This window comes from Turicibacter sp. KK003 (genome assembly GCF_037014675.1).
In the GTDB taxonomy this organism is placed as follows: Bacteria; Bacillota_I; Bacilli_A; order MOL361; family Turicibacteraceae; genus Turicibacter; species Turicibacter faecis.
Map to the genome: position 1 here is coordinate 288,859 of NZ_CP142738.1, position 14,109 is coordinate 302,967.

At 35.7% G+C, this 14,109-nt stretch carries 14 protein-coding genes and 1 tRNA gene; 12 read left to right on the top strand and 3 right to left on the bottom strand.

Going from position 1 to position 14,109, the window contains the following annotated elements:
- Positions 1-450: 450 nt before the first annotated feature.
- Together VXM77_RS01335 and yfcE are read left to right on the top strand one after the other, a co-directional pair.
- A complete protein-coding gene (locus tag VXM77_RS01335) occupies positions 451-1,299 on the top strand; it encodes a MurR/RpiR family transcriptional regulator (RefSeq protein WP_161832393.1) in 849 nt (282 codons plus the stop codon).
- 202 nt (positions 1,300-1,501) lie between these two features.
- On the top strand, positions 1,502-2,050 hold the full coding sequence (yfcE, locus tag VXM77_RS01340; RefSeq protein WP_161832392.1) for a phosphodiesterase: 549 nt from the start codon (positions 1,502-1,504) through the stop codon (positions 2,048-2,050).
- Between the two features lie 229 nt (positions 2,051-2,279).
- Here yfcE and VXM77_RS01345 read toward each other — a convergent pair whose 3' ends face one another.
- Complete coding sequence (locus tag VXM77_RS01345) at positions 2,280-3,029, bottom strand: ISL3 family transposase (protein WP_338506721.1); 750 nt, start codon at positions 3,027-3,029, stop codon at positions 2,280-2,282.
- Positions 3,030-3,143: 114 nt separating this feature from the next.
- Here VXM77_RS01345 and VXM77_RS01350 point away from each other — a divergent pair, with 114 nt between their 5' ends.
- Together VXM77_RS01350 and VXM77_RS01355 are read left to right on the top strand one after the other, a co-directional pair.
- The gene (locus tag VXM77_RS01350; RefSeq protein WP_262953588.1) at positions 3,144-3,455 is read left to right on the top strand and encodes a helix-turn-helix domain-containing protein; all 312 of its coding nucleotides are present in this window, start codon (positions 3,144-3,146) and stop codon (positions 3,453-3,455) included.
- Positions 3,449-4,318 (top strand): IS3 family transposase, encoded by an 870-nt coding sequence (locus VXM77_RS01355; protein WP_262953589.1) that lies wholly within the window; start codon positions 3,449-3,451, stop codon positions 4,316-4,318. Before VXM77_RS01350 ends, VXM77_RS01355 begins: the two co-directional genes overlap by 7 nt.
- Before the next feature lie 20 nt (positions 4,319-4,338).
- On the opposite strand, the gene VXM77_RS01360 is transcribed toward VXM77_RS01355, so the two are convergent.
- Positions 4,339-4,884 (bottom strand): helix-turn-helix domain-containing protein, encoded by a 546-nt coding sequence (locus VXM77_RS01360; RefSeq protein ID WP_338506724.1) that lies wholly within the window; start codon positions 4,882-4,884, stop codon positions 4,339-4,341.
- 529 nt (positions 4,885-5,413) lie between these two features.
- Between VXM77_RS01360 and VXM77_RS01365 the strand changes: the two genes are divergently transcribed.
- From VXM77_RS01365 to VXM77_RS01400, 8 genes are all read left to right on the top strand, one after another.
- Positions 5,414-6,673 (top strand): UDP-N-acetylglucosamine 1-carboxyvinyltransferase, encoded by a 1,260-nt coding sequence (locus VXM77_RS01365; RefSeq protein ID WP_161832391.1) that lies wholly within the window; start codon positions 5,414-5,416, stop codon positions 6,671-6,673.
- 162 nt (positions 6,674-6,835) lie between these two features.
- The gene (rpmE, locus tag VXM77_RS01370; RefSeq protein ID WP_161832390.1) at positions 6,836-7,045 is read left to right on the top strand and encodes a 50S ribosomal protein L31; all 210 of its coding nucleotides are present in this window, start codon (positions 6,836-6,838) and stop codon (positions 7,043-7,045) included.
- 118 nt (positions 7,046-7,163) lie between these two features.
- Entirely contained in the window at positions 7,164-7,937 is a 774-nt protein-coding gene (locus VXM77_RS01375) for a MerR family transcriptional regulator (RefSeq protein ID WP_262951105.1), read from the top strand.
- A 141-nt stretch (positions 7,938-8,078) separates the two neighbouring features.
- Positions 8,079-9,257 carry a M20 family metallopeptidase gene (locus VXM77_RS01380; protein WP_338506728.1) on the top strand — a complete coding sequence of 393 codons (1,179 nt, stop codon included), beginning with the start codon at positions 8,079-8,081 and terminating at the stop codon, positions 9,255-9,257.
- A gap of 21 nt (positions 9,258-9,278) precedes the next feature.
- Positions 9,279-10,178 (top strand): LD-carboxypeptidase, encoded by a 900-nt coding sequence (locus VXM77_RS01385; protein ID WP_262951107.1) that lies wholly within the window; start codon positions 9,279-9,281, stop codon positions 10,176-10,178.
- 151 nt (positions 10,179-10,329) lie between these two features.
- The gene (locus VXM77_RS01390; protein ID WP_161832386.1) at positions 10,330-10,929 is read left to right on the top strand and encodes a thymidine kinase; all 600 of its coding nucleotides are present in this window, start codon (positions 10,330-10,332) and stop codon (positions 10,927-10,929) included.
- A 66-nt stretch (positions 10,930-10,995) separates the two neighbouring features.
- Positions 10,996-11,088: transfer RNA gene (locus VXM77_RS01395), tRNA-Ser, on the top strand.
- A 248-nt stretch (positions 11,089-11,336) separates the two neighbouring features.
- Complete coding sequence (locus VXM77_RS01400) at positions 11,337-11,900, top strand: VanZ family protein (RefSeq protein WP_161832385.1); 564 nt, start codon at positions 11,337-11,339, stop codon at positions 11,898-11,900.
- Positions 11,901-11,945: 45 nt separating this feature from the next.
- Here VXM77_RS01400 and feoB read toward each other — a convergent pair whose 3' ends face one another.
- Positions 11,946-14,105 (bottom strand): ferrous iron transport protein B, encoded by a 2,160-nt coding sequence (feoB, locus tag VXM77_RS01405; protein ID WP_262951110.1) that lies wholly within the window; start codon positions 14,103-14,105, stop codon positions 11,946-11,948.
- Between the last annotated feature and the right edge of the window lie 4 nt (positions 14,106-14,109).

The window sequence follows — 14,109 nt, forward strand, 5'->3', positions numbered from 1 at the left end:
GTTTTTTTTTGACTCAATTGAAACTTCTTGTATATCCTTTTAGGGGTCATCAAAGTAAATAATTTTTTCTTTAGAAAAATTATTAGGAGAGAAATCGGTATACGTGATCTTATCCGAATCAAAAAGTTAGGGTGATCAGTTTAAATAAAAAATCTTTTTCTTCTTACTGTATAAGGGGAACCATCATTTAATCATTTATTGATGATAGGTCTAAGATTATCTATATGTTTAATCCGAAAGTGAGAGTTTTAGAAAAAAAGTGATTAGGGTCTGCATAAGAGAAGAATTTTAAAAACCATCCTCTATCTTATGAGCAGAAATTAACGTTAATTATCTGCATGAAGGCCGACAATCTAACGGAGATGTTAGATGTACTTTATCAGTATTAAATCTGTCAGGGCTAGAGAAACTATGGTATACTTGTATTAAAAAATTCGAGTGGTGATAGAGATGGCGATTTTAGAACAGTTAGAGCATCCACAGTTTAAAGTAACAAAATCAGATGGAATTTTAATAGATTATGTACGAAAAAATAAAGAAAAATTTGTTTTTAAATCTATTTCTGAAATTGCCAGGGAATCTGGAATTGCGGAGGCAACGGTAACGCGATTTGTAAAAAAGTTAGGATTTAACAACTTCCAATCCTTTAAAATAACATTTGCACAGGAATTGTCCACTTCTGAAGAAAAGGGGATTGTCCATTCTAATATCAGTTGTGATGAAAGTATATTTGACACTGCCTCAAATCTGTTGCATTCAACGATGGGAGTGTTACAAAAAACGATGGATGATTTGGATTCCGATGTGATGCTAAAATGTAAGAACGCCATTTTGGATGGTCGGAGAATATATATTATGGGAATTGGTCATTCAGGGGTTATTGCCATGGATTTTCACTATAAACTCATACGAATTGGATTGAATACCCTTTCCGTGAGTGATGGTCATATGATGTTAATGCTAGCTTCTATTATGGGGCCACAGGATGTTATTATTGCTATTTCCAACTCGGGTGAAACTGAAGAGTTGATTCAAACTATTCAACTGGCTAAAGAACAGGGGGTAACTATTATTTCTATTACTGCGGATGGGGACAACACGTTGAAAAGAATCTCACATATTAATTTAGAATATCATTCTACGGAAACCTTATTTGAAACTGGATCCATCACTTCTAAAATACCTCAAATTTTTATGTTAGATTTAATCTATACGGAGATTATTAAACAGACGTATAACGAGTCATTAAGCAGAAGGTTAAAAACGACGGATGCAATTATTAAGCATCGTAAAAATTAGTGCTCTAGATGAGATAAAACTTAAAGAAAATACCCTATCAGTTTGGATTAGTTGTTATAGTGTCAATAACATTTAACTGTCGCCTAATTAAAGAGCATATATAGGAATAAAGCAAGGAAACGTATCCTAGTGGAGATGGAATATTTTTCACTGAGTGTTAAAACAATCACTAGATATTCACATACATTTTAGGAGTGATAAAATGAAATTAATGTTTGCTTCGGATCTTCACGGATCTTATTATTGGACTCAAAAAGTCATTGACCGATTTAAGGATGAGCGAGCGGATTACCTCGTATTACTGGGGGATTTATTATATCATGGCCCACGTAATCCTCTTCCTAAAGAATATAATCCACAAAAGGTTATCGAACTATTAAATCAGATAAAACATCAGATTATAGCTATTCGAGGAAACTGTGATAGTGAGGTCGATCAAATGGTTTTACAGTTTCCGATGATGGCAGACTATAATTTTATTCCCTTAGAGGATAGAAAATTAATGATTACCCATGGACATCTCTATAGCGAGAACAAACTTTCTCAGTTTTTACAAAAAGGAGATGCACTAGTATTCGGACATATCCACATTCCCATTTTAAAAGAGAAGGAAGGAATTTATTATTTAAATCCTGGATCGGCTACTTTACCTAAGGAGAATCATCCACAGACTTATGCAATTTTAGAAGATAATCATTTTGAGGTCAAGACATTGGACGGCCAGATTTATCGACAACTTCAATTAACCTAAAACATCGCTGAAATGAGATGATTTAAGAGTTAGAAAATAAAGTTTGTCCATACTAAACATGAGGCTCTTAGTTTAGAAAGCCTTAAATTAATAGTTACGATTACACACCTCTTTGAAGAAACTAGCTTACGTTGTTAAGCTAGTTTCTTTTTTTAGGTTCTTTGTCAAATAGTGTTGCTGATTAATTTGTAACCTGTTACAACGAAAATTCAAATCGAAATCCTAGTAGCTATGCTGCTAGGATTTTCGTTTTAGGCTTTGTTAGATTTTGAACCATGAGAATACGAGATTTAAAGTGATAGAAACTACGATATCCAAAGGCAATACGCTTAATGACCTTAATTTTATTATTAATTCCTTCGATGGGACCATTTGTGTAATGAGTTGAGAGTGTATTTTTAATATAGGATTGATAAGTTTTAAAGGTTTGGAAAGCCGTTTGAAACTCAGGAGAAACAAGCGGATGTTCCGTTTCGAGTAAATGATTAAATCGTTTTAAGTTTTTTGTCTGAAGAGCGAAAAGTAACTCTTGATATAAATCATAGGTTGCTTTTAATTCAGGAGATAAATCAAGTAGAAAGTTTAAGATATCAATTTCACGCATGGGTTGTTTAAAGCAGTAAACTGATCGATAAGTGGTGGTATTAAGTAAAGCGTGAGATTTTAAAAATAAGCGCCAATAACGTTTGAATTTACGACCATGCTTTTTGAACTTTTTCATGAATCGGATTCGAGTTTTGTTCAGTGCACGAGAGAGATGTTGAACGAGATGAAATTTATCAATGATAATTTGGGCATGAGGAAAAAGATCCTTAATGAGGCTGATGTAAGGAGCGTACATATCAATCACAATATTTTTTACTCGATGACGTGCTTCCTTTGTGTATCGTTTAAAATAAGCTTGAAGGGAGTTTAAACGACGATCTTCAACGATATCGATGATTTGTTTTGAGTCAGCATCGCAAAAAATAAAAGACATATGCCCCTCAGCAGACTTGGTATAGTACCTTCATGGTAGACAAAAAAATAAAAGCGACACTATCATCAGTTATGATAGAATCGCTTTAAGGTCTACTAAGGAGGTACTTTTCTTATGCAATCAAAACGTATTAATCGTAATTTTACTTATTCCGCACAGTTAAAATCTCAAGCGGTGCAGCTCTATTTGAAGGGGCAATCTTGTTCCTCTATTTGTGAACAATTGAAAATTCAAGATCCCAAACGGATTTATGTTTGGGCGAAAGATTTCCATGAAAAGGGAGAAGCAGCTTTTATTGACGGGCGTGGTAAAAAAGCCACGGGGCGTCCTAAAACAAAATTTATGAGTCTCGAAGAAGAGGTCGAATATTTACGTGCTCAAAATTTATTATTAAAAAAGTCAATCGAGAAAAAAAGGGGGTGTTAAATAAGCAACAACAATTTGAATTCATTCAGGAGTATTCAAAGGAGTTTTCTTTGTCTGTCTTATTTAGACTTACTTCTGTTTCACGAGCCGGATACTATAAGTGGGAGAAAAGCTGCCCTACGTCTAAAACTAATCGTGATGAGGAGCTTTATCATCTAATTTTAGAGGTGTTTAACGAATCGAATGGTACTTATGGTGTGAGAAGAATTAAACAGGCACTCCTTAACCAATACGGATGGATCGTTAATCATAAATGTATTCGTCGTATCATGCATAAATATCATTTAATTTGTGTTCTGCCTAAGCCTAAATTCAAACGTCGCCCGCAACCTCACGGGAATATTTCTAATGTTTTAAATCGCGAATTTCACGCCACCAAACCTCTTCAAAAGTTATGTATGGACATTACCTATATCAAAGTTAAAGCCCCTTATCCTAAATGGGCCTATTTATGTGCGGTAAAAGATGTGTATAATCAGGAAATTGTTGCTTACGATAGTTGTGAATCTCAAAATATGGCGCAAGTTTATCGAGTACTTGATCAGTTGAAACAACTTCCTTTAGAAGAAAACGCGATTCTTCATACCGATCAAGGCTATCAGTTTACTAATAAAAATTACATAAAAAAAGTAGCTGATATAGGACTCATACAGTCAATGTCCCGCAGAGGCAACTGCTGGGATAATGCCTGTATTGAAAACTTCTTCCGCCACCTCAAAGCAGAGATGCCATTCTTTAGTTCACCACAAACCTTAGAGGAAGTTAAACAATCCTTATCAAACTACATCCACTATTATAATACAAAACGTATTCAAAATAAATACGGTATGAGTCCAGTTGAATATAGACTTCATACCGCATAAATTCGCTTTTTATTAACTGTCTACTTGACAGGTACTACTTCAGACTTAACGGATTTAAATTCATCAAAACAGAGATTTTCAGGTAAATAATTAAGGTTTAAGGTTTGAGATTCATAAAAGCTATGGATGATTCGATTGACGGTTGAATGAGAGACCTGATGGCGACGTGCGATATCACATTCAGAAATTTTATTTTGGGCCTCTAAAGCAATGGCGTGTTTCGTATGATAAGAAATGTAACAGTTCTTTTCAACAATTGAAGTACTTAGTGTAAAAGTAGACTGGCAATGCCCACAATAATAACGCTGTTTTTTTAGGTCTAAGTAGGTATCGTGAAGAGAGACTTTTGGAATGACAATTCGAGAGGTTTTAAATCCATGCTTCTTAAATTTTGAATCAAATAGGGTTCCGCATTTTTGACAATGAGTCGGTTGATACGTAAGAATACCTTTAAAGATAAAGCTAGTAATTCCGTTCAACTTCACTTCCTCAAGATAATCTTCTGAAAATGTAATATTTTTATCTTTAATATTTAAAAGTTTTCTAGTAAAATATGAGTGAGACATTAAATCTTATCCTTTCAATATTGTTTTAGTCGATAACATTGTAACAGGATTGAGACTTGAAGTCTCTTTTTTTTATCCTATGAAAAAAGTGCTGCTTAATCAGCAACACTAAATATTATAGAACCTTTTTTTAGTTGTTTCAGTATCAACTAAATAATGACATGTCTATTTGTCCTTTATAAGTGGGGGGGACTTCCTTTTTGGGGCGTAAGAATGACATAGAAAAATAGGGCGAATTAACCTAATTAATTTTATTAAATTCAACTAAAAGGGGATATTTTTAATCCCAAAAGAATAAACAGAAGAAGAAGGACCTTTTTTTATGTCTAAAAAAGAGATAAAATTCGAAAAAATTCTAATAAAAAAAGGTATTTATTGTCGAATTGTATTGGGATAACGTAAGTTTTATTAATTTTAATATAAATTATGTCCTGAAGACTATAAAACAATAAAATATCTTTCACAACTTAGGCTAAAGTTTGATATAATACAATAGGTATTCGTGTACAAACAGAAAGGAAGAGCGTCGATGGAAGTGATTAAAATAGAAGGAGGGCGCCCGTTAAAGGGAACAGTCCGAATTGATAGTGCTAAAAATAGTACAGTTGCTTTAATTCCTGCGGCCATTTTAGCGGATTCTTCAGTTATTTTAGAAGGTGTTCCACAGATTGTGGATGTTGAACATCTAGGAATGATGATTGAACAATTAAATGGTAAATATGAAATAGATAATGACGAATTAACGATAGATCCAACTCATTTGATCAATACACCGTTAGTAGAAGGTGCTGTAAATAAATTACGAGCTTCATATTATTTTATGGGAGCTTTACTTGGAAAGTTTAAAGAAGCTGTGATTGGGATGCCTGGAGGATGCTATTTGGGGCCACGTCCAATTGATTTGCATTTAAAAGGCTTTGAAGCATTAGGGGCGACAATCACGCAAGAAGCGGGATCTATCCATTTAAAAGCTGAAAAATTAACAGGTGCTAAAATATATTTAGACTTTGCATCAGTTGGGGCAACGATTAATATTATGTTGGCTGCTGTTAAAGCTGAGGGAATGACGGTAATTGAAAATGCCGCAAAAGAACCAGAAATTATTGACTTAGCCAACCTTTTAAATAGCATGGGGGCTAATATTAAAGGAGCTGGAACAGGTGAGATTCGAATTCAGGGTGTAACAGAACTTCATGGAACACGTCATGCTATTATTCCTGACCGAATCGAGGCAGGAACTTATATTACATTGGCGGCAGTTGCTGGAGATGAAGTTAAAATTGACAATATCATTCCCCATCATTTAGAGGCTTTAATTGCAAAATTACGTGAGATGGGTGTCGATATTGAAGTGCATACAGATCATGTTATTGTACGTGGACGTAAAGAAATGAAAGCTGTAGACTTCAAAACAAGTACATATCCGGGATTAGCGACTGATTTACAACAACCTTTAGTGACATTACTAACTCAAGCTACAGGGGTTGGGATGGTAACAGATACAATTTATTCCGACCGCTTTAAAAATTGTTTTGAGTTAAATAAAATGGGAGCTAATATTAAGGTTCAAGGAAATTCAGCTATTGTTCAGGGACCGTCTAAGTTATCGGGCGCTCGTGTAAAAGCGACTGATTTACGTGCAGGTGCGTCATTAGTGATTGCTGGACTGATTGCTGATGGTGTGACAGAAATCGGAAACACTTACCATATCGATCGTGGTTATTCAAATATCGAGGATAAGTTAAATAATATTGGAGCCAAGGTTTGGCGAGAAGATGTTACAGAATAATAAATCTGTATGAATTGTCTAATTTTATAACAATTGTTAAATTTTAATTTGAGAAAACATAAAAAATTTTATTGCGTCTATTCCTTAAATTTAGTATAATTCTATTGTTATATAGACTTTCTCTGATTAAAGAATTAATCAGGGCCGAAGGAGTGAACTAGAATGAAACAAGGAATTCATCCACAATACAACCGTATTAATGTCGTATGTACAACTTGCGGGAACGAGTTCGAAAGCGGATCTGTTAAGAAAGAAATTCGTGTTGACACTTGCTCAAACTGTCATCCATTCTACACAGGACGTCAAAAATTCGCTCAAGCTGATGGACGTATCGAACGTTTCAACAAAAAATACGGAATCAATGCAAAATAGTTTTGATTTTAAAACACCACCTTATGTGTGGTGTTTTTTTTATTTATTTTTAATAAAATACAGTTGACATTCACGTTACGTCAACCCATATGATAGGTTTAGGAAGGAGATGATTTTGATGGAATATAGTATTCGTCAACTTGCCGATCTAGCTGGAATTAGTACACGAACACTTCGCTATTATGATGAGGTGAAGTTGTTATCTCCTAGTCGGATCAGTCCAACAGGATACCGGATTTATTCAGAGGCAGAGGTAGATAGGCTACAACAAATTTTATTCTATCGAGCGTTGGGGATAAGTATACATGAGATTAAATCCATCTTACTCGATCCGAATTATGATGAACTTAAAGCGCTGGAAAATCATTATCATAAGCTTCTCGAACAAAAAGATGAACTGGAGTTAATGATTGAAAATATTGTATCAACATTAGCTGCTAAAAAAGGAGAGATTAAAATGTCAGATGGTGAAAAATTTAAAGGACTAAAAAGACAACTATTAGAGGAAAATGAACAACAGTATGGAAAAGAAATTCGTCAAACATACGGTGAGGATGTAATTAATCAATCGTACCAAAAATTTAATAACTTAGATGAAAAATCATTTCATCAAATGAAGGACTTAGAGGAAGAGATTTTAGATAAGTTAGCTCACGCCATGGAATCGGGGAATCCTTGTGGACAACAAGGGTTAGAAGTCGCCCAACTTCATCGTCAATGGTTGGAGTATACGTGGTCAAGTTATAGTAAAGAGGCGCATGCTGGATTAGCAATGATGTATTTAGCGGATGAGCGATTTATTGCTTATTATGATCAGGCAGTTAAACAGGGAGCGACGACCTTTTTATCCGAGGCCATTCGATGTTATACTGGGCAACTAGAGCATAAATAATTTTTAATATGAGCGTAAAGTAGAAAATACAGCGGATATTTTCTACTTTTTTTATGTGGATAAAAGGATTATTTGGGTGTAATGTTTTGAAGGCTTCATTCATATAATGGAGTATCTTATCATAGATAAGGGGGATTTAGGATGTATCAAAAAGTAAAAGAAATGGTTGATACCATTTACCCACAACTTGTGGCTATTCGTCGTGATTTACATCAACATCCTGAACTAGGTTTGGAAGAATATCGAACTTCACAGATCGTCTTAGACTATTTGAATGAGTGGGGAATTACAGTTTCCCAATTGATTGGTGAAACTGCTATCGTGGGATTGATCGAAGGTGAATATGGGGATAAAACAATTGGATTAAGGGCAGATATGGATGCATTACCGATTGATGAAAAAACGGGGGCCTCATATGCTTCTTTAGTTCCTGGTAAAATGCATGCGTGTGGTCACGATGTGCATACGACTATTTTACTAGGAGCAGCCTATATTCTGAAACAATTACAACATGATTTTAAAGGGAATGTTAAATTATTTTTTCAACCTGCGGAGGAGACAGTAGGCGGTGCGAAACAGATGATTCAAGCGGGGTGCTTAGAACATCCACATGTGAATCACGTTCTCGGACTTCATGTTCGCCCAACTTTGAATGTTGGTGAGGTAGGCTTTCATTATGGGAAATGTCATGCGGCGAGCGATACGATTTTTTTAAACATTCATGGTAAACAGGCACATGGGGCTTACCCACAGGATGGAATTGACGCTATTTTAATTGCATCTCATGTTGTAACTGCATTACAGAGTTTAGTTAGTCGCAATCTTTCACCATTTGAGTCTGCAGTTTTAAGCTTAGGAATGATAGAAGGAGGAACAGCGGGGAATGTTGTTTGTGATCAAGTTAAAATTAGGGGGACATTAAGAACGCTTGATCAAACGACGCGTGCCTTCATGAAAAAACGTTTGACAGAAGTTGCGATTCATACCGCAGAGGCATTCGGAGGAATAGCTGATGTTTACTTAGAGGAAGGATACGCACCGCTTATTAATGCACATGCAATCACGGATGCAGTTGCTCATGTTGCTAAACAGGTCGTAGGGGACGACAATGTTATCATGATGGAACATCCGAGTCTAGGTGTCGAGGATTTTGCTTATTTTGCTGAGGCCGTCCCATCGTGTTTTTATAATTTAGGAACTGCAAATCCACAAAAGGGAATCCAGGGGATGTTACATGAAAATACATTTGATATTGATGAGGATGCAATCAAAGTAGGGGTTTGTTTGCAGGTTTTAGCGACACTTCATCTATTATCATAGTTAATAATTGGGGGAGAAAAGATGATTGAACCAAAACCATTAAAAAAGGGTGGAACGATAGCGATTGTGGCTCCAGCTGGGCCGCTTGATTCAGACATTATTTTTCAGGGGGAAGAATTGTTACAACGAATGGGGTTTGAAGTTATTGTGACTCCAAGTTGCTTTGAGCGAATTAATTATTTGGCGGGCCATTCAGATAAGGAGCGTGCTGAAGATATTATGATGATGTTCGCTGACGATGGAGTTGACGCTATTTTGTGTATGAGAGGTGGTTACGGATCAGCCCGAATTGTTCCGTATTTTAAAGACTTTAAATTTGAAAATTATCCAAAACCATTTATCGGATATAGCGATGTGACGTATTTACATCTATTCTTTAATCAATCTCACCAACTCATGACTTATCACGGACCGATGATTAAAGACCTACTTTTAAATGACGAATTGACAACCTGTCACTGTTTGGAAACAATTATGGGTGAGACAACTTTTGATATTATCGATGTTCCTTACTACAATGAGACCTTACGTCCTGTTTCTGGGACACTAGTGGGTGGAAATTTAACAATGATTTGTACGACATTGGGGACCCCCTATGAAATTGAAACGCGAGGGAAAATTTTATTTATCGAGGAAGTTGATGAACCGACCTATTCGGTGGATCGGCTATTAACGCAGTTAAGCCAGAGTGGGAAGTTGGAGGAAGCAGAAGGGATTATTTTAGGTGACTTTAACGTTCATGATAAAGAAGAAACACAACAATTACTTGAGCGCACCTTTAAAGATTATAAAAAGCCGGTGGCTCATCATATACCGAGTGGCCATTGTCGACCAATGATCACTTTACCAATGGGGGCTGAGGTGACCTTAATTCCTCACTTAAATCGCATCGCTATCCGTGGAAAAAAAACGTGTTTATAAGAGAACGAGATAAAATCTTCGTTGATTTTATCTCTTTTTTAATACCCGGGAAATAATTTGAAAATTAAAGGGACATCTTGAATCTTAAAGGCGAGGTTTGATATAATGGACAAGTTGCTTTAAAAGGAAGATGAAAGGTGGTTTTGATAAAATGTATGATATCAGACAGGAAGGCTGGGTAGAAGCCATTTGTGGTAGCATGTATGCTGGAAAGACTGAGGAGTTAATCCGTCGTTTAAAGCGTTTAGACTTTGCGCGACGTTCATATTGTTTATTTAAACCAGTTATTGATAATCGTTATAGTGATGATGAAGTCGTTTCACATAGTGGATTGAAAATGCCGTCAATTGCGATTGAGCATCCAATTGAGATTTTTGATTATATTAAAGAAGATACCTATGCTGTTGCTATTGATGAGGTTCAATTTTTCGGGGAAAATATTGTGGAGGTTATTGAACACTTAGCTGATCGTGGAATTCGTGTCATTGTAGCGGGATTAGATAAAGATTTCCGAGGGGAACCGTTTGGAAATATGCCAGCTTTATTAACGAAGGCTGAGTTTGTTACTAAATTAACTTCAATTTGTAGTGTATGTGGGGCATCAGCGACAAGATCACAACGATTAATCGATGGAAAACCTGCTTCGTACTTTGATCCTATTATTCAAGTAGGTGCGAAAGAGGCTTATGAACCTCGTTGTCGCCATTGCCATGAAGTAAAAGATCGCCCAACGACATTAAATTTAAAATAATAAAAAAAGTTTAGATAAAATGTTGACAATATGATTGTACGCATGTATAATTAATATTGTTGATACGGAGGAATACCCAAGTCCGGCTGAAGGGATCGGTCTTGAAAACCGACAGGGCGTGAAAGCGTCGCGGGGGTTCGAATCCCTCTTCCTCCGCCATAAAAAGATAATAATTCACACAAGTGTGTGATTTTTTTTTATTCTTTGTCGCAAACTATAAACGCTTAGTAGTAGGGTAAAAAAACCTTCACAATTAATTGTGAAGGTTTTTTGTTTAGAAAAATGAGCTAGACCATACAATAAGGGGGAATTTGCACGGTAAACTGACGATTTATGGAAAACATCAGGCATCGAGTCAATGGTAGGTAAAGTTGTCGTTTATAATTAGTTATAGGGAGGAAATTTATTTGGTTACAGCATTTTTTCCAACGATTATTTTATTGATAGGATACTTATTCTTTCTTGTCATGACGAAGAAGTATAAGAGTTATTCAAGACAAAAGCTAACACGGTTAACTCTTTTTGTTTGTTATGTGATTGCGCTGATTGGAATTGTATTTTTCCCATTTCCAATTCAGCGAGAATTAATTGAGGATAGTATTCGATATGGGATGGAGCAGTATCATAATTTCATTCCGTTTAGCACACTCCTTCGTTCGTTTAACGAAATGGGTGACATAGGAATTTTATCCCTGATGCATCTATTCTTAAATGTTTTATTATTTATCCCCCTTGGCTTTCTCGTCCCCATTATCTGGAGTAAAAAAATGAGCGTTCAATCTGTTGTTTGGTGCGGATTCTTCACGTCCTTGTGTGTTGAAGCGGTTCAATTTTTATTAAGTTTATCCTTAGGTTATGTCTATCGAAGTGCAGACGTGGATGATTTGATTTTAAATACTTTGGGAACATTTATGGGCTATCTGTTATTTAAATTCACCTATTATAAAAAAAGAAATCGATCGTGTCTATAAAGAGGAAACAAAAAGCCTTCTCGAAATCTGGAGAAGGCTTTTTGTTTATTTACGACAATTTGATATCTTTTTGCAACCGTTGCATCCGCAACCACATCCACCAGATGTCTGATTACGAATGAGCTTTTTAATAATTAAAAGGAAAATAACGAGTAAAATCAAGGAAATGACTAAGGTAGCTAAAGAAATTTGATGTCTTAATAAGAAAATTCCCCCTTGATAAATAATGAATGAAACAACATAAGCTAGACCAGTCTGATATAAAATAGCTGTTAATGTCCATTTCCACGACATCATTTCTCGTTTAATAGCGCCGATAGCAGCAAAACATGGAGCGGCTAGGAGTGTAAAGGCCATAAATGAGTAGGCGCTTAAGGGAGTGAAAAGAGTAGGTAAACTGTTTATTAATTCAGTCGACTCTTCCGTCATCGCATCACCAAGGCCAAATAAAATTCCGAAGGTAGCAACTACATTTTCTTTTGCTAAAAATCCTGTCATTGTTGCAACTGTTGCTTGCCAATTACCAAATCCAAGTGGAGCAAAAATAGGGGCAATTGCGTGACCGATAGAGGCTAAAATACTATCTCTTGCATCAACCATCTCGAATGACCAGTTAAAGGATTGTAAGAACCAAACGAAACCTGAGGCAACAAAAATAACAGTCCCAGCTTTATAGATAAATCCCTTTGCTCGATCCCACATATGTAACAACACATTTTTTAGTGCTGGCAGGTGATAAGGTGGCAGTTCCATCAGAAATGGAGTTGGATTCCCTTTGAATAAAGGAGTTTGTTTTAAAAGGATTCCTGAGAAAATAATCATTGCTATTCCTAAAAAGTACATCGATGGAGCAATCCAAGACTTCGTTGGGAAAAAGGCCCCGGCGATAAGGGCGAAAACAGGCAACTTAGCCCCACAAGGAATGAATGGGGTTAAGATAATTGTCATTCGGCGATCTTTTTCATTTTCAATCGTACGGCTCGCCATAATTGCAGGAACGCTACATCCTGATCCAATTAACATAGGAATGAATGATTTTCCAGATAACCCGAATTTTCTAAAAAGGCGATCCATAATAAAGGCAACGCGGGCCATATATCCACAGTCTTCTAGAATAGAAATAAGGAGAAATAAAATTATAATTTGAGGGACGAAGCCTAAAACAGCGCCTACTCCGCCAACCATTCCATCGACAATAAGACCGATTAACCAATCGGCAGTATTGATACTTTTTAAAAAGTAAGAGAGGTTTCCTTGAACGAGCTCTCCGAAGAAAACATCATTAATCCAATCGGTGGCGATAGAACCGAGGGAAGTGACCGAAATATAATAAATTCCCCACATAATTAGAGCGAATATAGGAAATGCAAGCCATCGATTAGTTAAAATAGAATCAACTTTATGGGAAATGGTTAGTTGAGAATCTTTTGCTTTTTTAACACATTCTTGAACGATACTTTCAATAAATTCATAGCGTGCATTCGTTAGGATACTTTCACTGTCATCCTCTAATGAAGATTCATGTGTTGAGATAATCGTTTCAATTTTTTGATGAATATCTGTGGATAATTCTAACTGCTTCATCATATGAACATCTCGTTCAAATAATTTGATACTGTAAAATCGTTGGAGTGGTTCTTCGGTTATATTTTTTAATTCATTCTGAATTTCTTTTAGGGAAGATTCCAAATTTGTATCAAAAAGAGGCATTTTAGGTGGCATCTTTGTTATTTCTATTGCCTCTATTAACTCAGTTAGTCCTGTTTGTTTTAACGCAGATGTTTCAATAATAGGACACCCTAATGTGTGGATAAGTTTTGAAATATTAATTTGAGTCCCTTGTTTTTTTACCAAATCCATCATGTTTAAAGAGATGACGACTGGAATGTTTAACTCCATCAGTTGTGTTGTTAAATAAAGATTACGCTCAATATTAGACGCATCGATGATATTTAAAATAACATCCGGATGTCCATTCAATAAAAAATTTCGAGTAATAATTTCCTCGGGTGTATAAGGAGATAGAGAGTAAATTCCGGGTAAATCAACAATTTTAATTTTTTTGTTATCTCGTACTCTTCCTTCCTTTTTTTCTACAGTAACTCCGGGCCAGTTTCCAACATATTGGTTGCTTCCAGTCAAAGCATTAAAGATCGTTGTTTTTCCGCAGTTTGGATTCCCGATTAAAGCAATTGTCAATGACATAAAA